The organism is Arthrobacter sp. 05L44 (assembly GCF_056397605.1).
Window position 1 is genome coordinate 1 of the sequence record NZ_JBFTNS010000007.1, and the last position, 19,667, is coordinate 19,667.

General features: G+C 68.4%; 23 protein-coding genes. 11 read left to right on the forward strand and 12 right to left on the reverse strand.

Features of this window, described 5'->3' with window-relative positions; translation table 11 throughout:
- Positions 1-199: 199 nt before the first annotated feature.
- From AC1DHY_RS13060 to AC1DHY_RS13075, 4 genes are all read right to left on the reverse strand, one after another.
- Entirely contained in the window at positions 200-2,470 is a 2,271-nt protein-coding gene (locus AC1DHY_RS13060; RefSeq protein WP_476903743.1) for a heavy metal translocating P-type ATPase, read from the reverse strand.
- Positions 2,471-2,495: 25 nt separating this feature from the next.
- Positions 2,496-2,726, reverse strand: coding sequence for a heavy-metal-associated domain-containing protein (locus AC1DHY_RS13065; protein WP_476880007.1), 231 nt, complete (start codon positions 2,724-2,726; stop codon positions 2,496-2,498).
- A gap of 67 nt (positions 2,727-2,793) precedes the next feature.
- The gene (locus tag AC1DHY_RS13070) at positions 2,794-3,141 is read right to left on the reverse strand and encodes a metal-sensitive transcriptional regulator (protein WP_476880008.1); all 348 of its coding nucleotides are present in this window, start codon (positions 3,139-3,141) and stop codon (positions 2,794-2,796) included.
- Between the two features lie 231 nt (positions 3,142-3,372).
- A complete protein-coding gene (locus AC1DHY_RS13075; RefSeq protein ID WP_476880009.1) occupies positions 3,373-3,882 on the reverse strand; it encodes a universal stress protein in 510 nt (169 codons plus the stop codon).
- A 154-nt stretch (positions 3,883-4,036) separates the two neighbouring features.
- On the opposite strand from AC1DHY_RS13075, the gene AC1DHY_RS13080 reads away from it, so the two are divergent.
- Genes AC1DHY_RS13080 through AC1DHY_RS13090 form a run of 3 tightly spaced genes read left to right on the forward strand, consistent with a single transcriptional unit; the run spans position 4,037 to position 5,719 of the window.
- Positions 4,037-4,237, forward strand: coding sequence for a hypothetical protein (locus AC1DHY_RS13080; protein WP_476880010.1), 201 nt, complete (start codon positions 4,037-4,039; stop codon positions 4,235-4,237).
- A 50-nt stretch (positions 4,238-4,287) separates the two neighbouring features.
- The gene (locus tag AC1DHY_RS13085) at positions 4,288-5,427 is read left to right on the forward strand and encodes a WD40/YVTN/BNR-like repeat-containing protein (RefSeq protein WP_476880011.1); all 1,140 of its coding nucleotides are present in this window, start codon (positions 4,288-4,290) and stop codon (positions 5,425-5,427) included.
- A gap of 7 nt (positions 5,428-5,434) precedes the next feature.
- Positions 5,435-5,719, forward strand: a complete 285-nt coding sequence (locus AC1DHY_RS13090) for a MoaD/ThiS family protein (protein ID WP_476880012.1) — start codon at positions 5,435-5,437, stop codon at positions 5,717-5,719.
- Positions 5,720-5,722: 3 nt separating this feature from the next.
- Here the strand turns inward: AC1DHY_RS13090 and AC1DHY_RS13095 are convergent, their stop codons facing one another.
- Positions 5,723-5,959: a hypothetical protein gene (locus tag AC1DHY_RS13095; protein WP_476880013.1), complete on the reverse strand. Its 237-nt coding sequence runs from the start codon at positions 5,957-5,959 to the stop codon at positions 5,723-5,725.
- A gap of 154 nt (positions 5,960-6,113) precedes the next feature.
- On the opposite strand from AC1DHY_RS13095, the gene AC1DHY_RS13100 reads away from it, so the two are divergent.
- Positions 6,114-7,190 (forward strand): ATP-dependent DNA ligase, encoded by a 1,077-nt coding sequence (locus AC1DHY_RS13100; protein WP_476880014.1) that lies wholly within the window; start codon positions 6,114-6,116, stop codon positions 7,188-7,190.
- Here the strand turns inward: AC1DHY_RS13100 and AC1DHY_RS13105 are convergent.
- Complete coding sequence (locus AC1DHY_RS13105) at positions 7,187-7,813, reverse strand: hypothetical protein (protein ID WP_476903744.1); 627 nt, start codon at positions 7,811-7,813, stop codon at positions 7,187-7,189. The genes AC1DHY_RS13100 and AC1DHY_RS13105 overlap by 4 nt on opposite strands.
- Positions 7,814-8,040: 227 nt before the next feature.
- Between AC1DHY_RS13105 and AC1DHY_RS13110 the strand changes: the two genes are divergently transcribed.
- Positions 8,041-9,015 carry a diacylglycerol/lipid kinase family protein gene (locus AC1DHY_RS13110; protein ID WP_476879002.1) on the forward strand — a complete coding sequence of 325 codons (975 nt, stop codon included), beginning with the start codon at positions 8,041-8,043 and terminating at the stop codon, positions 9,013-9,015.
- 48 nt (positions 9,016-9,063) lie between these two features.
- Here AC1DHY_RS13110 and mscL read toward each other — a convergent pair whose 3' ends face one another.
- On the reverse strand, positions 9,064-9,621 hold the full coding sequence (gene mscL, locus AC1DHY_RS13115; protein WP_476879001.1) for a large conductance mechanosensitive channel protein MscL: 558 nt from the start codon (positions 9,619-9,621) through the stop codon (positions 9,064-9,066).
- A 184-nt stretch (positions 9,622-9,805) separates the two neighbouring features.
- Here mscL and AC1DHY_RS13120 point away from each other — a divergent pair, with 184 nt between their 5' ends.
- From AC1DHY_RS13120 to AC1DHY_RS13130, 3 genes are all read left to right on the forward strand, one after another.
- The gene (locus AC1DHY_RS13120; protein WP_476879000.1) at positions 9,806-10,882 is read left to right on the forward strand and encodes an FUSC family protein; all 1,077 of its coding nucleotides are present in this window, start codon (positions 9,806-9,808) and stop codon (positions 10,880-10,882) included.
- Between the two features lie 67 nt (positions 10,883-10,949).
- On the forward strand, positions 10,950-11,723 hold the full coding sequence (locus AC1DHY_RS13125; protein WP_476878999.1) for an IclR family transcriptional regulator: 774 nt from the start codon (positions 10,950-10,952) through the stop codon (positions 11,721-11,723).
- Between the two features lie 45 nt (positions 11,724-11,768).
- Positions 11,769-12,161 (forward strand): nuclear transport factor 2 family protein, encoded by a 393-nt coding sequence (locus AC1DHY_RS13130; RefSeq protein ID WP_476903745.1) that lies wholly within the window; start codon positions 11,769-11,771, stop codon positions 12,159-12,161.
- An 8-nt stretch (positions 12,162-12,169) separates the two neighbouring features.
- Here AC1DHY_RS13130 and AC1DHY_RS13135 read toward each other — a convergent pair whose 3' ends face one another.
- The 4 genes from AC1DHY_RS13135 to purB all read right to left on the reverse strand — a co-directional run bounded on the left by AC1DHY_RS13135 (position 12,170) and on the right by purB (position 15,977).
- Entirely contained in the window at positions 12,170-12,673 is a 504-nt protein-coding gene (locus AC1DHY_RS13135; RefSeq protein WP_476879003.1) for a GNAT family N-acetyltransferase, read from the reverse strand.
- A gap of 129 nt (positions 12,674-12,802) precedes the next feature.
- Entirely contained in the window at positions 12,803-13,474 is a 672-nt protein-coding gene (locus AC1DHY_RS13140) for a histidine phosphatase family protein (protein WP_476878997.1), read from the reverse strand.
- 45 nt (positions 13,475-13,519) lie between these two features.
- Entirely contained in the window at positions 13,520-14,299 is a 780-nt protein-coding gene (locus AC1DHY_RS13145) for an endonuclease/exonuclease/phosphatase family protein (RefSeq protein ID WP_476878996.1), read from the reverse strand.
- Positions 14,300-14,534: 235 nt separating this feature from the next.
- Positions 14,535-15,977, reverse strand: coding sequence for an adenylosuccinate lyase (purB, locus tag AC1DHY_RS13150; RefSeq protein WP_476878995.1), 1,443 nt, complete (start codon positions 15,975-15,977; stop codon positions 14,535-14,537).
- Between the two features lie 193 nt (positions 15,978-16,170).
- Here purB and AC1DHY_RS13155 point away from each other — a divergent pair, with 193 nt between their 5' ends.
- Both AC1DHY_RS13155 and AC1DHY_RS13160 read left to right on the forward strand, forming a co-directional pair.
- A complete protein-coding gene (locus AC1DHY_RS13155; protein ID WP_476878994.1) occupies positions 16,171-16,467 on the forward strand; it encodes a hypothetical protein in 297 nt (98 codons plus the stop codon).
- Positions 16,468-16,562: 95 nt separating this feature from the next.
- Entirely contained in the window at positions 16,563-17,975 is a 1,413-nt protein-coding gene (locus AC1DHY_RS13160; protein ID WP_476878993.1) for a hypothetical protein, read from the forward strand.
- On the opposite strand, the gene AC1DHY_RS13165 is transcribed toward AC1DHY_RS13160, so the two are convergent.
- Complete coding sequence (locus AC1DHY_RS13165) at positions 17,972-18,400, reverse strand: phage holin family protein (protein ID WP_476878992.1); 429 nt, start codon at positions 18,398-18,400, stop codon at positions 17,972-17,974. The genes AC1DHY_RS13160 and AC1DHY_RS13165 overlap by 4 nt on opposite strands.
- Positions 18,401-18,459: 59 nt before the next feature.
- Here AC1DHY_RS13165 and AC1DHY_RS13170 point away from each other — a divergent pair, with 59 nt between their 5' ends.
- Complete coding sequence (locus tag AC1DHY_RS13170; protein WP_476878991.1) at positions 18,460-19,578, forward strand: histidinol-phosphate transaminase; 1,119 nt, start codon at positions 18,460-18,462, stop codon at positions 19,576-19,578.
- Positions 19,579-19,667 lie beyond the last annotated feature (89 nt).

Sequence of the window (19,667 nt, forward strand, 5' to 3'; positions counted from 1 at the left end):
CCAGTGCCCCAGTGCCTTGAGCTGAGTAACATCTGCGCCCCACATAGCCATGTGACAATCTCCTTAGTTCACCGGACCCGATCACTGTCGGCATCCCCAACGGCCTCCGGCTGATCCGGAAGATCCAATACCTAGAACCTACCCTGCCCCGGAAAACACTGTCGATGGGCAGCACTCCCCATCCCGCCGCCGCCCCTGTTTAGCTGCCGAACCGCCGCAGCCGCAGCGAGTTGGCCACCACCAGGACGGAACTGGCCGCCATGGCCGCGCCTGCAATCATCGGGTTGAGCAGCCCCAACGCGGCGACCGGGATGCCCACGGCGTTATAGAAGAAGGCCCAGAAAAGGTTGGTCTTGATGGTGGCCAGAGTCCGGCGGGAGAGCTCGATGGCCTGGGCGACCTGTCCCAGTTCGTTGCCCATCACGGTCAGGTCCGCGGCTTCGATGGCGACGTCGGTGCCCGATCCCATGGCGATGCCGAGGTCCGCCTGGGCCAGCGCGGCAGCGTCATTCACGCCGTCCCCTGCCATCGCCACGGTGGCGCCGCCGGCCTGCAGCGTGCGCACGGCGTCCACCTTGCCCTGCGGTGAAACCCCCGCAAACACGTCCTCCGGCGCAATCCCGACCGCGGCGGCCACCTGGCCGGCCACGGCGGCGTTGTCCCCGGTCAGCAGGACAGGCCGCAGTCCCAGTTCGCGAAGCCGGGCGATGGCTGTCGCCGATCCCGGCTTGAGGGTGTCCCGCAGGCTGATAATTCCGGCAGGCGCGCCGTCCACGGCCACCCAGATGGCGGTCGCCCCGGTCTGTTCGGCGGCGGCCAGGGCCTCCTGCTGGGCTGCGGAAATGGTGGCGCCGTTTTCCCGCAGCCAGCCGGCGCGGCCCGCGGTGATGCGCCGCCCCTCCACGGTGCCGCTGACGCCGCCGCCGGGAGCTGAATGGAAACCGGCGACGGCGGGCAGCCGCGCGTCGTCGTCGTCCGCCTGAGCCGCGGTGAGCGCCGCCGCGGCGATGGCTCGCGCGATCGGATGCTCGGACGCGGCCTCCACCGCGCCGCCGAGCCGCAGGACGTCCGTCCCGCTGAACGGGGCGAGGGGGGTGACGCCGGAAACTGCCAGGTGCCCCGAGGTGACGGTGCCGGTCTTGTCCAGCAGGATAGTGTCCACGGTGCGGGTGTCCTCGAGGACCTGCGGGCCCTTGATCAGGATGCCCAGCTGGGCGCCCCGGCCTGTCCCGGTGAGCAGCCCCACCGGTGTGGCCAGGCCGAGGGCGCAGGGGCAGGCGATGACCAGGACGGCGACGGCGGCCGTAAAGGCGGCGCGCAGTTCGGTGCCGCTGATGTTGGGGCCGGCCGCGAGCAGCCATGCCCCGAACGTGACGACGGCCAGGGCGAGAACCACGGGAACGAATACGGCGCTGATGCGGTCTGCGAGACGCGCGATAGGGGCCTTGCCGGACTGTGCCTGGGACACCAGCCGGCCCATGTGGGCGAGGGTGGTGTCGGCGCCGACGCGCGTCGCACGGACAAGGATCCGGCCCGCAGTATTGATGGTGGCGCCGGTGACAGGACTGTCCGGGCCGACCTCGACGGGAACGGATTCCCCGGTCACCAGCGAGGCGTCGACCGCTGAGGAGCCTTCGACGACCACACCGTCGGCGGCAATTTTCTCGCCCGGGCGGACCACAATGATGTCGCCGGTCCGGAGCCGGTCCGCGGGGACCTGGAACTCCATACCGTCCGCGAGGACGGTGGCTTCCTTGGCGCCGAGGTCCAGCAGGGCCCTGAGTGCGTCGCCGGCCTTCTGCTTGGCGTTGGCCTCCAGGTAGCGGCCGAGCAGCAGGAAGGTGGTGACAACGGACGCGACTTCAAAGTACAGCCCGGCAGAGCCCGTGCCCTCCATGCCGGGGTGCTCGGTCAGGAGCGGATCGGCGATGAGTTGCCACGCCGAGAAGAGGTACGCGGCCGCCACTCCGATCGAGACCAGGGTGTCCATGGTGGACGCGAGGTGCCGGGCATTGATTGCGGCGGCGCGGTGGAACGGCCATGCCGCCCAGGTGACCACAGGCAGGGCCAGCAGGCCGGCGACCCAGCCCCAGTGCGGGAACTGGGCGGCCGGGATCATGGAGAAGGCGAAGACCGGGACGGTGAGGACCGCCGCGGCAACAAGCCGGGGTTTGAGGGCCGCGGCGTGGCCCGGGGCGAGCTCCCCGCCGGTGGCGGCGGGTTTCTGTGGCGGCCGGACAGTTGCCTTGTAGCCGGCGGCGTTGACGGTTGCGGTGATCTGGTCATCCGAGATGGCGTCCGGCACGGTGACCCGGGCGGATTCCAGCGGCAGGTTGACCACGGCCTGGACGCCGTCGAGCTTGCCGAGCTTCCGTTCGACGCGCCCGACGCAGGAGGCGCAGGTCATGCCCTCGATGTCGAGTTCGATCACCCTGGATCCGGGCACGTCCAGTAGTTCGGCGTTGCTCACGGTGGTCCCTTTCGGTCCGGCAGCCTCAGGCCTCGTTTGCGACCACCAGGTACCCGGCCTCGGCGACGGCCTCGCCGATTTCGGCGGCGGACAGGGCTTTGTCGGAGGTGATGGTGACTGTGGAGATGCCGCCGGCGTTGAGGGCGACGTCGACGCTTTCGACGCCGGCCAGCGCCTCGAGTTCCTCGGAGACCGAAGAGACGCAGTGCCCGCAGGTCATGCCGGATACCTCGACGATGGTGGAAACGGTGCTCATGGGGTCCTCCTCTGTGCGGGACTGGACGGGGTGCGCCAGTCCGATGGTGTGGTGGGTGGTGGTGCCGCTACCGCAGCAGGCGCCCGATGGCATCGGTGGCCTCCTTGACTTTGAGGTCAATGGCCTCGGCCCGCAACCCGGGATCCGGCTCTGCCGCCGCCCCCACGACGCAGTGGCCGATGTGCTCTTCGACGAGCCCCAGGCTGACCGCGTGCAGGGCCTTCGTGACGGCAGCGACCTGGGTGAGGACGTCGATGCAGTACTTGTCCTCATCGACCATCCGGGCGATGCCGCGGACCTGCCCCTCGATCCTCTTCAGCCGTTTCAGGTACGCGTCCTTGTTGGCCGTATACCCGTGCTGGTGCGGGACGGCACCCTGTTCCGGCTCGGTGATGGTGGGGTCGGGCGTGCTCATGCCACCAACATATACCCCCTAGGGGTATCAGGCAACCGTCTGCCGGGACGGAGCGCCGGCCGGAAAGTCCCCGGAAATTAAAGAGCTCCGGAGTGCGTTATTGGGGGATACGCACTCCGGAGCAGCTTATGGGGTAGGGGTTTCCCGCCTACGGATACAACCTTACTCGGCAGTAGAGACGATGCGCCAGCACCTCGAATAACTACTTTCGCTTTACTTTCTCCGGGGCCTTCACGGGCCCCCGTGGCGGTGGCCGGGCGCGGCGTCCCGCACCGGAACGATCAGGACCGGGCGCTCCTGGTGGTGGCTGAGCCACGCCGCCACCGAGCCGTTGAGGGCCGCGGTGAGCCGGTGTCCCAGGCCAGGCGCCGGCGTGCCCACAACGATCATTACGGCGCCTGCGTCGGCGGCCAGCCGGCCAAGGGCCCTGGCCGGATCCCCGGCAAGGGTCCGCAGGCTCCAATCCACACCGCGGCCCTCGCACACGTCGGCCACAACAGCGCGCAGCCGCTCCGTGGTGGCGAGGATTTCCGCGCTGTCGGCGCCCGGATGGAGGGAAAGGCGGTGGGCGGAGCGGGCCGGATCCCACTCGACGAGGTAGCTGGCCTCGTCCACGAAGGCGCAAACCAGCGGGGCGGCAAGGCGCGTGGCCAGGGTCGCGGCGGTTTCGAGCACCTCCGGAGGCTGGCCGGGGAGGACGCCGACCACCAGCGGAGCGGTGCCCGTTGGCTCGGCGGGCATGCCCCATTGTGGCTCGCGCCCTCCGGCCCGGGCTAGGGCCTTCCTGCCCGGTCGGGTCCCGCCCTCGAACGCCCGGGACCAGTGGCCCTTGCCCGGCCCAGGCGCCGGCTTTACCGTCGGGAAACAGGGGCACGGCAACGGAGAGGTGGCGGCGGTGGACATCTATATGTGGTGGCTGGACCTGGATCTTTCCAGCAAGGAGTGGCTGCGGGAGAACCTGCGCGCCGATGAACTCCCGCTGCAGGTTCTGCAGGGCATCGCGGAGGCCGGCGGCCCGCATCCGGACCGGCCCACCGGGGTGCTCAGTGCCGCGGACTGGGACTTCGTGGAGATCCAGTCCGAATTCGTCGATTGAATCCCCGCAAACCATTGCGGCCGCGGGACCCCGGTGGTTGCATGTAGGGCATGGCAACCGCAGAAAGTTATGTCCTGGCGATCGGCACCAAAAAAGGCCTCTGGCTGGCTACCAGCCCGGACCGCCGCACCTGGTCGCTGACCGGTCCGCATTTCCTCATGAGCGAGGTCCCCAGCATCGCCATCGACACACGCGAAGGCCGGACCCGCATCCTGGTGGGCGTCCGCTCGGAACACTGGGGACCCACTGTCTTCCACTCCGATGACCTCGGCGAAACGTGGACGGAGCCCGAGAACGGGGCCATCCAGTTCCCCCAGGGTACTGACGCGGCGCTCGAGCGCGTCTGGCAGCTGTACCCGGACGCGGAATCCCGGCCCGGCGTCGTCTGGGCCGGCTGCGAGCCTATTTCGGTCTGGAAATCGACCGACGGCGGCGAGCACTTTGAACTGAACCGTGGGCTGTGGGACCACCCGCATCGCAGCGAGTGGGGGGCCGGCTACGGCGGCGCCGCGGCCCACTCCATTGTTGTGAACCCCGACGGCGAAAAGGTGCACATCGCGATGAGTACCGGCGGGGTATACCGCTCACTCGACGGCGGCACGTCCTGGGAGGCGCGGAACAAGGGGATCTCTGCCCGCTTCAACCCCGACCCCTACCCTGAATTCGGCCAGTGTGTGCATAAGATCGCCGCCGACGCCTCCGTGGAAGGCCGCCTGTACGCGCAAAACCACCACGGCGTCTACAGGACTGACGACAACGCCGAGACATGGGAGTCGATCGCCGACGGGCTGCCGGCGGACTTCGGTTTCGTGATGCTGACGCACCCGCGGCGCGCGGGGACCGCATGGGTGATCCCACTGAAGGCCGACGGCGAAAGGATCCCGCCGGAGGGCAAACTTGCCGTGCACCGGACCGACGACGCCGGCGCCACCTGGAAGCGGCTGGACGCGGGCCTGCCGGAGTCCGAATACAACGTTGTTCTCCGTGATGCTGCCTGCGTCGACGGGGGAGAGCCCGCCGGGGTCTACTTCGGAACCCGCGGGGGTAGCGTCTACGCCAGTCATGACGAAGGCGAACACTTCACTGAGGTGGCCTCCCACCTGCCGGACGTACTCTGCGTCCGGGCCGCCGCCGTCGTCGGGGCACCCCTCGCCGGAGCCCAGCGGTCCGACGCCGCCTTTTCCGCCTAGGCGTTCCGTGGAGATTAGCGTCTTGTTGCCCAGCGTCCTCCAGCCGCTGGCCGGCGGGCAGTCCATCCTGACTGCACCCGCGGACAGTGCCGTGACGGTTCGGTGGCTGCTGGATTCGGTGGCGGGAGAGTTTCCCGCGTTGGCCAGGCGCCTGCGGGACGAAACCGGATCCGTACGCCGTTACGTGAATATATACGTCAACGGGAATGAAATCCGGCGGCTGCAGGGCCTGGCAACGGAAGTGGCGCCGGGCCAGGAGGTCCTGATCATCCAGTCCGTCGCCGGCGGTTAAGGCTCAGGCGACCCGCCAGAGGCTGCACTCATCCGTGTTGACCGCTTTGCGGGTGCCCGACTGCCGGTCCAGGATCCACACGACGCCGATCCCCGGTGCCGTCTCCTGGACGCGGCCGCGGCGGATCACGACGTCGTCGTAGTTCGGGCCGATCCGCAGCCGGGCTTCGATCTCATCGCCGCGATGCAGCTGGTCGAGGGCACGGATCCGGGTTATCTGGGCTTTGGCTTCCTTCAACATGGGGGCCTCCTGGACTGGAGCTGGCGCCTGCTCTTGCCGGCACTTCCAGTGTCCGGCGCTAATGTTGCCGCCGCGTTTCGGCCCGGTAAGGACCCGGTTAGTTTTCCGTGCCAAGGGATCGACGCCGGCGCCGGGCCACGCCAGAATGGGGCCTATGCAACTGCCCCTGATGCCCCCTGTCGCGCCGATGCTGGCGAAAGCCGTCCGCGACCTGCCCGAGGGGCCCATGAGCTTCGAGCCCAAATGGGACGGCTTCCGCTCCATCATCTTCCGCGACGGCGACGAGGTGGAGATCGGCAGCCGCAACGGAAAACCCCTGACCAGATACTTCCCGGAGCTGGTCGAGGCCCTGAAAATAAACCTGCCGCAGCGCTGTGTGCTCGACGGCGAGATCATCCTCGTGGGACGGGGCGGGGACCGGCTGGACTTCGATGCACTCCAGCAGCGGATCCACCCGGCGGCGAGCCGTGTCCGGCTCCTGGCCGGAGAAACGCCCGCCAGTTTCGTCGCGTTCGACCTGCTGGCCCTTGACGCCGAGGACCTTACCGCCCGGCCCTTCGAGGAGCGCCGGTCGACCCTGGAGCAGGTTCTGGCGGGCAGTGCTGCGCCTGTGCACCTGACCGCCGCGACCAGGGACCGGGACACTGCGGCGCAGTGGTTCCGGCAGTTCGAGGGCGCCGGCCTGGACGGAATCGTGGCCAAGGCCCTGGGCTCCAGCTACCAGCCGGACAAACGCACCATGTTCAAGGTCAAACACGAACGCACCGCTGACTGTGTGCTCGCCGGCTACCGGGTGCACACCTCCGGCCCGGACCGGATCGGCTCCCTGCTCTTAGGGCTGTACGACGACGACGGGAGCCTCGCCAACGTGGGCGTGGTGGGCGCGTTCCCCATGCAGCGCCGGCAGGAGCTGTTCGAGGAGCTCCAGCCGCTGGTCACCGATCTTGCCGGCCATCCCTGGGCGCCGGCCCAGCAGGAGGAGGGCGTCCGGACGCCGCGCAACGCCGAGGCAAGCCGCTGGAGTGCGGGCAAGAGCCTGGATTTCACGCCGCTGCGGCCGGAGCGGGTGGTGGAGGTGAAGTACGACCACATGGAGGGGCCCCGGTTCCGGCACACCACGCAGTTTGTCCGCTGGCGGCCGGACCGGGAGCCGGAGTCCTGTACCTACGCGCAGCTCGAAGAGCCGGTCAACTATGACCTCGCGGCTGTGCTGGGGGCGGGACGCGGCTAGCCGCGGCGTGACTGGGCGAAGAGCTGCCGCAGGGTGAAAAAGCAGCCCAGCGCGCTGAACAGCAACGCCATGAGGAACTCGCCCTTGTAGCCCTCGACGAGGTCGGCGTTGTTCGCCAGATTGTCGCCCAACAGCTCCCAGGCCCCGGGCTCGAACAGCAGTTCAACCGGTGACCCGCCAATGTAGTCGGCCAGGTCCAGCCAGATGCTGCCCAGGAACGACGCGAGCACGGTCACCGCGGTCACAGCCACCACCGCCCACGCACCGCGCCTGGTGATGGTGCCGCCCCGGCCCGCAGTACTGCCGGCGATGTACAGCCGCGCGGCTCCGGCGGCCGTCAGGAAGGCAACGATCGAGGCCATCCAGCCCAGCTTCCATAGGACCAGCCAAAGGGCGACGCCGGCCGGCACCATCGCCAGGGCAAAGACCACCCCGCGTACGGTGTTTTCCGGTGCAGCGGCCCGGACGGCGGGAATCGGGAAGGCCGGCGCCTGTGCCTGCCGGTGGCCGGGAGAATCCGGCCACGGCGCCCCGTCCGGCCAGTGCTGGCCGTGAACCGGCCGGGCGCCCCCAACGGACTCGGATTCATTTCTGGCGTCAAAATCTGAGCGCTCTGTCATCATTCCCCCAAATGAGATGAGTGATTCCGGTCCCCTCTGGGCCGGTAAATCCCGCTTAGTCTGGCACAACCCGGCCCGGAAATGATGATTTGCCCCGCAGCTATTACGGGACTGGCTACGCAGGGGCAGGCGGCACCGTCCATGCAGTGCACTGCCGGGCCGGTAAAACCGCTCTCTCGCTATAGGATTTCCCTGCGGGACCCATCCCGCCCACACGCCCGAAGGACACCATGCCACAGACCAATGCCGCGCAGGACGAATCCGTCCAGGCCGATGCCGCACAGGACTCCTCCGTCCAGCTCAAGCGCGCCGCCGTGATCATCAACCCCATGAAGTCCTCCGGCGAGGATTTCAAGGCCTCCTTCTACCGCCTCTGCGAGACGCAGGGCTGGGCGGAACCGCTCTGGCTGGAGACCACGGCCGAGGACACCGGCCTGGGCCAGGCGCGCGAGGCGCTCGAGGCAGGGGCCGACGTCGTTATTGCCGCCGGCGGCGACGGAACCGTGCGCTGTGTGGCCGAGGTCCTTGCGGGCACCGGGACCCCGATGGGCCTGGTCCCGATGGGTACGGGCAACCTGCTGGCCCGCAACATCGGGGTCGACATCACGGATCCGGTGGCCGCCAGCTACGACGTCCTGAACGGCTCCGACATCAAGGTGGACGTGGTGAAGGCACGCCTTGACCACTCCGAGGACGAGCAGGTCTTCCTGGTCATGGCCGGCCTTGGCTACGACGCGGCGATCATGGCGAACACCGTGGACGAACTCAAGGACCGTGTGGGCTGGCTCGCCTACGTGGAGGCCGGTATCCGGCACCTGCCCGGCAAGCCGGTGAAAGCCAGGATCAGCATCGACGGACAGCACCCGGTGCGCCGCCGGATCCGCAGCGTTATGGTGGGCAACTGCGGCAAGATCACCGGCGGCATCGAAGTCTTCCCTGACGCCAAGATCGATGACAACATCCTGGACGTCCTGCTCCTGGCCCCGGTAGGCAGGTTCGGCTGGTTCAACGTCCTCGCCGGCATGTTCGGCCGCAAGAAGGGCAAGAGCAAGGCCGTGGAGTACTTCGCCGGGAAGTCCGCGGAAATCAGCCTCGACCACGAGCAGGAGTTCCAGCTCGACGGCGACCACATTGGCAAGGCCAAGCACCTCATGGTTGAGGTGGAGCACGAAGCCCTGACGATCAGGATGACGAAGGCGGCCTAGCCCTCACCGCCGGGCCGGCCGCGCGCACCGCTGCCGCGCCCGGCCCGGTTAGCGGGAGCGTCCGCCGGTGAACTCCGCCGTCCGGCCAGGCTCTGCTCCCTCACGAGACCCCGCTCCCTCGCGAGACTCTGCGGCGGCGCCGTCGCTATCCGTCGCGACGCCAGCGCCGTCCGCGCTGCCGCGATCCGCCGCGCCCGCTCCGCTGCCGGCCAGCGACGCCAGCAGGTCCCGGATCTCCGCCAGCAACGCGGTGTCCGCCGGGATGGGCTTCTCCTCGGGTTCCGGGGCGGCCAGCCGGTGCTTGACCATCCGGTTGATCCTGTTCATCGGGGCCACAAAGATGAAGTACACCACCCCGGCCGTGATGAGGAACGTTACGAACGCCGTCATCACAGCTCCGATGTTCACGAAGGTCTTGGCGTTGCCGGGCCATACGGAAAAACCGAGGCCCTGGGTCTCCACGCCGCCCGCTGCCGCGATGATCGGGTTGACGATGTTGGTAGTGAACGCGGTGACCAGGGCCGTGAAGGCGGTACCGACGACGACGGCGATGGACAGTTCGATCACGTTGCCGCGAAGGATGAAGTCTTTGAATCCTTTGAGCATGGGTCCTCCGGAGTGAGCCGTACGGGTGGTTCAACCGATAGACGCTACCACCTCCGCCGCCGGCCCCGCCCTTCCGTTGAACGGAAGCCAAGGGGCCGCAGGCCACCGGGAAAGCATACGATTCAGCTGGATGCCAGTGCCGCCGTCGACCCCAACCGACTGCCAGGAAAGGCCGTTCCCGTCCGTGAAGGCTGCTAACTTCTTCGCCGAAATGTTCTCCGTGGCGCCAGCCAACAAGGACCACCAGGTCGCGATCCGCTGCGCCGTCGGTGTCTTCGTGCCGCTGATCACCCTGGTGCTTCTTGGCCGGCTGGATCTGGCCATTTTCGCTTCGTTCGGCGCCTTCACCGGTATCTACGGACGCAACGAGCCCCACGGCCGGCGGTTTGTCCTGCAGCTGCGCGCCGGCACCCTGATGCTGGCCGTGATGCTGCTCAGCGCGCTGACGGCCCGCGCCGGCACGGCCTTGGCGCTGACCCCCGGCGGCACCATCTGGCTGCAGGTCCTGGCGACCACCCTGGTGGCCGGCGGCTGCTCGCTGGTGGTGGCGTGGTGGCGGTTGCGCCCCGCGGGGTCGCTGTTCCATATCTTCGCGTTCGCGGCCATCGCCTCGATCCCCAGCCAGCCGCCGCTGTGGCAGGGCATGCTGGTGGCTGTCCTGACGGTGGTGTTCTCGCTGCTGATCGGTTTGTCCGCCCGCGTCGCGCCCAGCCGGCGGCAGCCGTGGGTGTGGTCGCCGCCGCCGCGCCTGAACGCCGCCGAACGCCGCGTCGCGGGCCTGGAAGCTGTGGGGTATCTGGTCGCCGCGGGCCTGGCGGGCAGCCTGGCCACGCTGGTGGGCGGAAGCCTCGGGTTCGGCCACAACTACTGGGCCATGGTGGCGGCCGTTGTGCCGTTGGTCGGGCACAGCACCCGGCACCGGATCAGCCGCGGGGTGCAGCGCATCATCGGCACGGCGTTGGGACTGGTGCTGCTGGCGGCGATCCTGCTGCTGCAGCCGGCCCCCTGGCAGACCGTCCTGGTGATCGCCGCGTGCCAGTTCGGCGCCGAGATGTTCATTGCCCGGCAGTACATGCTGGCGCAGGTGTTCGTCACCCCCCTCGCGCTGATCTCAACCCTCCTGGTGGCCCCGGTGCCCGCTGGAACGCTGCTGCGGGACCGCCTGATGGAGACCCTCATCGGAGCCGCCGTCGGCGTCGGCGTTGTGCTGGCACCCGCGCCGTGGCGGCGGATGGTCCCGCCGTCACGCGGGCGCGCCTGACCGTTCAATGGAAGACTGGCACCGTTAGGCACCAGTCGGGGCGGTCAACAGTGCGGAGGCGGGAAGCGTGGCAAATTCCGGGTCGGGGGATTCCGTGGTGGACCGCGTTGTCCGCCTGCTGGAGTCGTTCCCTGAGGGTTCGGCCCTGCCACTCTCCGATCTCGCCGACCGGGCCGGCCTTCCACTGACCTCGGCCCACCGGCTGGTCCGGCAACTGGCCGGGCACGGGCTGCTGGAACTCGGCGCCGGCGGGTCCGTCCGGCTGGGGCTGCGGCTGTGGGAACTCGTGAACCGGAATTCGCCCACCCTGGCCCTGCGGCAGGCTGCCATGCCGTTTATGGAAGACATCCAGCAGGTGCTGCACCAGAATGTGAACCTCGCCGTGCTGGACGGCTGGGATGCATTGTTCGTCGAGCGCCTCTCGCGGCGCGGCTCGGTGGTGAACCGGGCGAAGGTTGCCGGCCGGATGCCCGTGCACCTGTCCTCGGCCGGGCTGGCCCTGATGGCCCACCAGCCTGCCGCGGTCCAGGCGGAGTATCTTCGCCAGTTCAACGATCCTGCCGGCGCCCTCCGCCCCGGTGACGTCCGGCGCCTGCTGGGCGGAGCCGCCGCCGACGGGTTCGCCCAGTTGGCCGGGGTGGTCGATGCCGATACGTGGGGGATCGCAGTACCCGTGCGGGACGCCCGGAAGCGGACCGTCGCGGCCCTCGGCGTCGTGGTTCCACTGCAGGAAATGCGGCTGCAGGCGCTGGTGCCGGCACTGCAGACCGCGGCCCGCGGAATCGGGCGCCGGCTGGCCGATTCGCCATCGACAGCACCCCGGGCCGGGACTAGCCTTTAACCGTCCCAGCATGACCCGCCAAGGACGGTAGAGAGGTGTCCGATCATGGGAAACGCAGAGAATGTTGAATTGGTCCGGCGAGGATACGAGGCCTTCAATTCAGGGGATATGGCGACTCTTGTCGAGATCTTCGCGGAGGACGCAGTCTGGCACGTTGCGGGGAGCGGCGTGCTGTCAGGAACCAAGCAGGGCCGCGATGCCGTCCTGGCGTACTTCGGCGAGCTGGGCGCCCGCACGCAGGGCAATTTCCGGGCCGACGTTGAGGACATTGTTGGCGGTGACAAGCATACGGTAGCGATCCAGCGCACCCACGGCGAAGCCAACGGCAAGACCCTCGACATGGGAACCATCATCACGTTTGTGCTCCGCGACGGAAAAGTCGCTGAAGGCCGGGAGTATTTCGAGGACACGGCCAAAGCGGACGATTTCTGGACCTGAGCGAACCCCTAGGCCATGGCCGTGTGGGCGGCGCTGTGCGAGTCGATCGCCTTGGCGAAGCAGTACGAGTGGTCCAGGCCCACGTACGGTCCGAAGTTGGGGACCGGAGTGAAGCCTGAATTCTGGTAGAACTGCCGGCCGTCGGTCTGCACCGATCCTGCCTCGGCAGTGAGCGTGGTGATGCCCAGGGCGTGGGCGTGGCCTTCCAGGGCGGCCAGGATGGAGCTGGCCACTCCCGAGCCCCGCGTGTACGGCAGCACGTAGAGCCGCTTGATCTCGGCGGTGTGCTCATCAAGCAGCCGGAGGCCGCCGCAGCCGACGGGCTGGCCGGACGCCTTGTCGTGCGCCACGAGGAAGACCGCCGAGTCGGCTTCCGACGGCGGCGCCCCGGCCTCGTGTTCACCGTGGCCAAAGCGTGCATCCAGTTCCGCCTGCTGGGCAGCCCGCAGGTCGGCGCCCACCGGGTGCGACCAGGGGACCTGCCTGATGTTGAGACGCGGGTTGGTCTGCATCATTGCCTCGATTCGCCGAAGGGTTATGCAGACCTAGGCTAGGCAGGCGCCGTTTCCGTGGTGTTTCCGCCGCGTAAGGGGTGCGAGAATTCCCGGCCCCCGGCCGTGGGCACGCGGCCCCGGCTCAGCTCAGGCGGGGCGGCCCGTGGGGTCTTCGGCCGTCGGGTCCGCCAGGGCGAGGCCACCCACCGGGCTGTCGTCCCAGTGGATCAGCCGCCACCCGGCGTCGGGATCCCCTTCGAGGGCCACGATGCCGGTGTTGGCGAGCACGTGCCGCGCGGCGAACTCTGCCCCGACATTGCCGGCGCGCAAACCGGTCCAGACGCGGATTGCGGCGCCGTGGCTGACGACGGCGACGGCGTCGTCGTCCCCGCGGCCGGCGGCAGCCGCCGCGATCCTGGCGATGGACGCGTCGTACCGTTCGAAGAAGTCATGGCCGCTGGGCCCCGCTGGCATCCGCCGGTCGAGGTCACCCGCGGCCCAGGCAAACACGGTGCCCAGGTAGCGCAGGTGGGATTCGCGGTCGGTGAGTTTCTCCAGCGCACCGGCCTCGATTTCCCGCAGGCCTTCCAGCACCTCGATCTCCAGGCCGCGGGCGGCAGCGAGCGGCGTGGCGGTGAGCTGGGTGCGCAGCAGGGTCGAGGCGTAGAGCAGGCCTATCCGCTGGGTGGCCAGGGAGCGGGCCAGGGCGGCCGCCTGGCGTTCACCGAGTTCCGTCAGGCCGGGCCCGGGGTGGGCCGTATCCAGTTGCCCCAGGACGTTGCCCGGAGTCTGCCCATGGCGGATCAGCAAAAGCCTCATGCCAGCGAGTTTACCGGCGGGGAAGCGGGCCCGGGCGGGCATTACCTAGGGGATCAGGACGGTGGCCTGGATCGGGGCGTGGTCGCTGGGATAACGGTCGCCGAGCCGGAACGTGTTGACGGCGGCCTCGGCAACGTGGATGTCAGGGGTGACGGCGATCCAGTCGATGCGCCGTTCGCCCACCACCGGGTCCTTGTAGTTGGGGAAAGTACCGTAGGCCGGGGTCAGGCGTTCCTGCGCGACCGTCCATGAGTCACGGAACGCGCCGCTGTCCACCAGTGTGCTGTACGCCCCGGAGGCGCCGGCGTCGGCGTTGAAATCGCCCATCAGGACGGTGGGGAGGCCCTGTTCAAAGCGCGTGGCGTGGTCCACGAGGGCCTCGGCGCTGCGCAGCTGGGCGTTCTCCGATTCGTGGTCGAAGTGGGTATTGACCACCATTAGCTCGCGGCCGGTGCGGTTGTCCTCGAACCGGCCCCACGTGGCGATCCGGGTGACGTTGTTCCCCCAGGTCGCCGAGCCGACCACCGCGGGGGTGTCCGACAGCCAGAACTGGTCCCAGTCCCGCAGCGTGAGGCGGCGGGAATCGAAGAAGATGCTGGAGTGCTCGCCGGCGCTGCCGCCGTCGCGGCCATGGCCGATCATCCGGTAATGCTCGGGGAGGGCCTCATCGATGACGGCCAGCTGGTGCTCGAGGCCCTCCTGGATGCCCAGCACGTCGGGCAGCTCCTCGGCCAGGACGGCCTGCAGGGCGGGAATGCGCTCCGGCCAGTAGTCCGCCTCGCCGGGAAGGGCCGCCGGGATGTCGCAGCGGATGTTGAAGCTCATCAGGCTCAGCCCGGCCGCGCGGGGGTCGTCGGGATCCGGGCGTGGGCCTGGTCCGGGGTCCGTGTCGGCGGCCGGACGGGGGCCGGCCGGAATAGTCCGTGCTCTCGACTCAGTGTCGGTCGGCAAGGGGTCTCCTCGTGTCGGTAACAGTCCCAGCTTTCCCCCGGAAGCTGGCCGGTCCTCGACGGCCGCGTAAACGGCGGCCTGCCGGAAGGTTAAATCCGAGTGGCTGCGGCTACGCCAGGTGGTCGACCAGCTTCTCCGCGATGCCGGTGTACTTGCCCGGGGTCAGGGCCAGGAGCCGGGCTTCGGCGTCCGCGGACAGCCCCAGGCCCTGCACGAATTCCTGCATCCGGGCGGCGTCGACGCGCTGGCCGCGGGTCAGGTCCTTGAGCCGTTCGTACGGGTTTTCCATGCCTTCGACGCCGGCGATCGCCTCGGCGCGCATCACCATCTGGATGGCCTCGCCGAGGACCTCCCAGTTGGTGTCCAGGTCCTTGGCCAGCACGGCCTCCGCGACGTCCAGGCGGTCCAGTCCCTTGGCCACGTTGGAGATGGCCAGCAGGGAGTGGCCGAATGCCACACCGATATTGCGCTGCGAGGAGGAGTCCGTGAGGTCGCGCTGCCAGCGCGAGGTCACCAGGGTGGAGCCCAGCACGTCCAGGAGCCCGGAGGAAATCTCCAGGTTGGCCTCGGCGTTCTCGAAGCGGATCGGGTTGACCTTGTGCGGCATGGTCGAAGACCCGGTGGCTCCGGCGACCGGAATCTGCGCGAAGTAGCCGATCGAGATGTAGCTCCAGATGTCGGTGCAGACATTGTGCAGGATGCGGTTGAAGCGTGCGACGTCGGCGTACAGCTCGGCCTGCCAGTCGTGGCTTTCGATCTGGGTGGTCAGCGGGTTCCAGTCCAGGCCGAGCGTCTCCACGAAGCTCTTGGCGACCTGCTCCCAGTCGGCGCCCGGTACGGAGGCGACGTGTGCGGCGTAGGTGCCGGTGGCGCCGTTGATTTTGCCGAGGTATTCGGTCCGGGCGATGCGGTCCAGCTGGCGGGTCAGCCGGTGGGTGATCACGGCCAGCTCCTTGCCCAGCGTGGTGGGGGTCGCCGGCTGGCCGTGCGTGCGGGAGAGCATCGGAACCGCACGGTTGGCTTCGGCCATCGAGCTGATCTGGGCGACGAGCTTGCGGGCTGCGGGCAGCCACACGTCCTCGACGGCGCCCTTGACCCCGAGCGCGTAGGAAAGGTTGTTGATGTCCTCCGAGGTGCAGCCGAAGTGCACCATGGCCGTCAGGTGTTCGATCCCGATGCCCGGCAGCCGCCGGCCGATGTAGTACTCCACCGCCTTGACGTCATGCACGGTGACAGCCTCGATCTCGGCCAGCTCGGACACAGACGCGGCGTCGAATTCGGTAACAATGGCGCGCAGCTGATCCTGCTGTGCGCTTGTCAGCGGGCCGGCTCCGGGCAGCACGTTGTTGCTGGTCAGGTGGATGAGCCATTCAACTTCGACGGCGACCCGGTCACGGTTCAGGGCGGCCTCGGACAGGTAGTCAACCAGCGGGGCGACCGCCGACTGGTAGCGGCCGTCCAGCGGGCCGAGCGCGATCTGGTGGTCGGACGCGGCAAGGGCCAGGCGTCCGGAAGGCGTGCGGGTCTCAGCTGTGGCGGCAGTTTCAGGCATGGTCCAATTCTTTCATGAAGTCCCGCCGGGCCTGAAGCGGGCCGTTGCGTATGACATCCAGCAGAGTGCTTTCCGCTCCCCAACCCCCGCCCGAGGAAGGTTTTCCACATAGTGTCCCGGCCGCCTTATCCCGGCCCACACCCGGGACCTAACGTCGAATCACCAATAAGACGGCGAGGGAAGGTAGCTAACCATGAGCGCCACAGTTACGGCCGCAGAGGCTGCAGCGTGCGCCTCCCGAGGGTACGAGGTGCAGGAACTGGCGGCCAGGACGGTGTCCTGCGCCGAGCAGGCCGGGGAGGCCCTGGCCCGGCTCAGCCAGCTTGAACTTCACGGCTGGCAATCTCCGGCCGGCCGCGCCTACCGCGTCACGATGTCACTGGAGGCGGCCTCGTTGCGCCGGGCACGTGACCACCTGCAGGACGCGGCCGGCGTGGTCCTGCGGCATGCCGGGAACGTGGTGCTCTCCTCCGGACGTGCGGGCTACTGATGGCGGAAGTAACGCCGTCCGGGTCCGGCGAGGTTCCACGTCCTGCTCCGCCGCGGCCCGACGGGATGCTGCAGATCCGGGGCGGAATCGGCGGCGTGAGTTTCCAGTTCGAGGAGCTGCTGGCGGGCGCGGCTGCCCTGGATGGCATTGTGCGCCAGCTTTACGCCGTGGAGGCCGGAGCCGACGCCGTGCGCCGGGCGCTCTTCGACTACCAGCAGGATTCCTACCGCAGCGGCAGCGATGCCATCATCGCGGTAGGCGAGGCCGGGCGGGACGTCGGCGCCGTGCGGGCCGAGCTGGAACACATCGCGAATGGGGTCCGGGCCAGTCACCGGGAGTACGAATACACCGAGTCCCGTAATGCCCTGCTGCTCCGGCTGGGCATCTCCGCCCCGGGCTACGGCTCTGCGCCCGGGCTCTTCGAACTCCCGGGAGTCCGCGACCAAGTGGAACGCGGCGTTGCGATGGCGCCGCGTGGGCTGGCGCTGCTCCTGGGCCTGCAGTTCCCGCTCGCCGGTGCCATCTATGCGCTCGGCGGCCCCGCCGACGTCCGGTCAGCCGTCCGGGACCTCGCCAACACGCCGGGGCTGGGATTCCTGAAACCACGCCCGGTCACCGTCGTGGGCAGCGATACAACGGTGGCCGACGTCGACGTCTCCCCGGCCGGATTGCTGCGGCGGGCCGGGGCTGTGGGCCGGAACAGCGGTGACATCGAGGTGATTCGGATCGACGGCGGGATCCGGCGCGCCTGGGTGCTCATCATCCCCGGGACGCAACTGGGCGGACTGCCGGCGGGATCAAACCCCTTCGACACGGCCGGTATCGCCGAGGGGCTTGGCTACGACTCGGAAGCGACCAGCGTGGCCATCCGGCAGGCTATGCGGGAGGCAGGAGCGGAAGCTGGCGAGCAGATCGCAGTGGTCGGCTACAGCCAGGGCGGAATTCACGCCATGAACCTCAGCCGGGACAAGGCATTCCTGTCCGAATTCGACCTCAAGTACGTCCTGACCGCCGGCTCACCGGTGGGCGGCATTACCCCGGAGCCGGGGATCAGCAGCCTGCACCTTGAACACCAGCACGACTGGGTGCCGGGGGCCGACGGGCAAGCCAACGCCGACACAAAGGACCGTGTCACGGTCACGCTGACCAACGACCTCGCACTGCCTCCGGAGCAGGGGTTTGGCCTCGGACCGGGCCACAACCTTGAAAACTACGCAGAAGGGGCCGAAGCCGTTTCGGCCAGTACGGATCCCTCGTTGCAGGCTTCCACTGCCGCGCTCGCCGGTGTGGTGGGTGCGGGTGGCCGCGCGACCGTGACGCGCTTTTCCCTGCGGCGCGAACTGCCGCCCGCGAAGGGCGTCGTGACGGCTCCGGGCCCGGGCCCGGGCCGCGTTGTCACCGGCCCGTCCTTGGCACCGCCGGCGGCGCGGCCTGGCCTGCCCTCGGCCCGTCCCGCGCCGCGCTCCGGGCAGGCCCCGCAGCCTGTGCCGGCCGGGGTGCCGGGTTAGCGCCGGCGGCCGCCCGGAAGCCGGCCTGCCACTAGGGAGACCACCGTGATGATGATGGCAGCGAGGACAGCGGTCCAGAAGAACGAATCAATGGTGAAGTGGACCGGAGTGTAGGCGCTCAGCCAGGAGGTGATGTAAAGCATCGCGGCGTTGATGACAATCGTGAACAGGCCCAGGGTGAGGATGGTGAGTGGCAGCGAGAGCAGGCTGACCAAGGGCTTGACCAAGGCATTGACCAGCCCGAAGATGAGCCCGATGAACAGATACGCCAGGATGATCCCGATCGTGTCCGTGCCCTGGGTGACGCCGCTTTTGGCCACGGCACCCGTGGTTGCGGTGGTGGAGATGTCCAGGCCGGGGAGGATCCAGCTGGCGATCCACAGGGCCAGTGCATTGACGATGACCCGCACGAAAAGTGAGCGCATGGCCCCATGCTGTCACATGATCCGTTGTGCCGGCAGGAGGGCGAAGTAGGCTAAGAAGCATGACTTCATCAGACAACCAGGCCGGCGAGATCCGCCCGCGGCCGGTAGTAGACCTCCTTCCCCGCTACGCGGCCGGCAAACCCCCGGTTCCGGTCGAGGGGCTCGTGAGCTACAAACTTTCCTCCAATGAAAACCCCCTGCCCCCGATTCCTGCAGTGCAGCAGGCCATCGCAGCGCAGACAGACTTCAACCGGTACCCGGACCCCCTGAGCAGCAAGTTGCGCGGGGCGCTGGCAAGCTTCCTGGACGTTCCCGCCGAGGACATCGTCACGGGTGCCGGCAGCCTCGGCGCCCTGAACCAGCTTCTGGCCACGTTCGCAGGCCAGAACGACGACGGCAAGGCCGACGAGGTGATCTACGCCTGGCGGTCCTTCGAGGCTTATCCAATCAGCGTTGGTCTTGCCGGTGCCGAGAGTGTCCAGGTCCCGTTGCTGGCAGACGGCCGGCACGACCTCGACGCGATGGCTGCTGCCGTGACCGCGCGCACGAGGGTGATCCTGCTGTGCACCCCGAACAACCCCACCGGGCCCATCCTCACCACGGGGGAGACCGAGCGTTTCCTGGCAACCGTCCCGTCGGACGTTGTGGTGGTCATTGACGAGGCCTACCAGGAGTTTGTCCGGGCCCAGGACGCCGTCGACGGCATCGCGATGTACCGCAAACACCCGAACGTCGTGGTGCTCCGCACGTTCTCCAAAGCGCACGGCCTGGCCGGCCTGCGCGTGGGTTACAGCGTGTCGCGCCCCGAGCTCACCCAGCACCTGCGCGTCACGGCTACACCCTTCGCGGTATCCCAGATTGCCGAAGTCGCCGCCGTCACCTCGCTGGAGCATTTTGACGAGGTTGTAGAAAGGGTACAAAGCCTGGTGGAGGAGCGCGATCGCGTGACGGCCGGGCTGCGGGATCTGGGATGGTTCGTTCCGGACGCCCAGGGGAACTTCGTCTGGCTCAATCTCGGCGAAAACAGCGCCGAATTCGCCGCACTGGCGGGGGAGCGGGCGCTGTCCGTGCGGGCCTTCGGCAACGAAGGGGTCCGCGTTAGCATCGGCGAATCCGAGGCCAACACGCGCTTCCTGGAATTGTGTGCGATCTATACAAAAGGCCCGCGGCGTTCCTAGCGCTTAACATGACGCCCGCCGGGAACCCGCTACGGATAAAGTAGGGACGAGTAAGCCAAAATATATGCCGGATCAGGAATGTATTCCTG

Bases quoted from the DNA above. Each gene is read 5' to 3' on its own strand.
- AC1DHY_RS13140 (WP_476878997.1), bottom strand. From the start codon at position 13,474: ATGAGGCTTTTGCTGATCCGCCATGGGCAGACTCCGGGCAACGTCCTG.
- AC1DHY_RS13105 (WP_476903744.1), bottom strand. From the start codon at position 7,813: ATGATGACAGAGCGCTCAGATTTTGACGCCAGAAATGAATCCGAGTCC.
- AC1DHY_RS13095 (WP_476880013.1), bottom strand. From the start codon at position 5,959: ATGTTGAAGGAAGCCAAAGCCCAGATAACCCGGATCCGTGCCCTCGAC.
- AC1DHY_RS13145 (WP_476878996.1), bottom strand. From the start codon at position 14,299: ATGAGCTTCAACATCCGCTGCGACATCCCGGCGGCCCTTCCCGGCGAG.
- mscL (WP_476879001.1), bottom strand. From the start codon at position 9,621: ATGCTCAAAGGATTCAAAGACTTCATCCTTCGCGGCAACGTGATCGAA.
- AC1DHY_RS13065 (WP_476880007.1), bottom strand. From the start codon at position 2,726: ATGAGCACCGTTTCCACCATCGTCGAGGTATCCGGCATGACCTGCGGG.
- AC1DHY_RS13130 (WP_476903745.1), top strand. From the start codon at position 11,769: ATGGGAAACGCAGAGAATGTTGAATTGGTCCGGCGAGGATACGAGGCC.
- AC1DHY_RS13165 (WP_476878992.1), bottom strand. From the start codon at position 18,400: ATGCGCTCACTTTTCGTGCGGGTCATCGTCAATGCACTGGCCCTGTGG.
- AC1DHY_RS13075 (WP_476880009.1), bottom strand. From the start codon at position 3,882: ATGCCCGCCGAGCCAACGGGCACCGCTCCGCTGGTGGTCGGCGTCCTC.
- AC1DHY_RS13100 (WP_476880014.1), top strand. From the start codon at position 6,114: ATGCAACTGCCCCTGATGCCCCCTGTCGCGCCGATGCTGGCGAAAGCC.
- purB (WP_476878995.1), bottom strand. From the start codon at position 15,977: ATGCCTGAAACTGCCGCCACAGCTGAGACCCGCACGCCTTCCGGACGC.
- AC1DHY_RS13110 (WP_476879002.1), top strand. From the start codon at position 8,041: ATGCCACAGACCAATGCCGCGCAGGACGAATCCGTCCAGGCCGATGCC.
- AC1DHY_RS13170 (WP_476878991.1), top strand. From the start codon at position 18,460: ATGACTTCATCAGACAACCAGGCCGGCGAGATCCGCCCGCGGCCGGTA.
- AC1DHY_RS13085 (WP_476880011.1), top strand. From the start codon at position 4,288: ATGGCAACCGCAGAAAGTTATGTCCTGGCGATCGGCACCAAAAAAGGC.
- AC1DHY_RS13070 (WP_476880008.1), bottom strand. From the start codon at position 3,141: ATGAGCACGCCCGACCCCACCATCACCGAGCCGGAACAGGGTGCCGTC.
- AC1DHY_RS13135 (WP_476879003.1), bottom strand. From the start codon at position 12,673: ATGCAGACCAACCCGCGTCTCAACATCAGGCAGGTCCCCTGGTCGCAC.
- AC1DHY_RS13155 (WP_476878994.1), top strand. From the start codon at position 16,171: ATGAGCGCCACAGTTACGGCCGCAGAGGCTGCAGCGTGCGCCTCCCGA.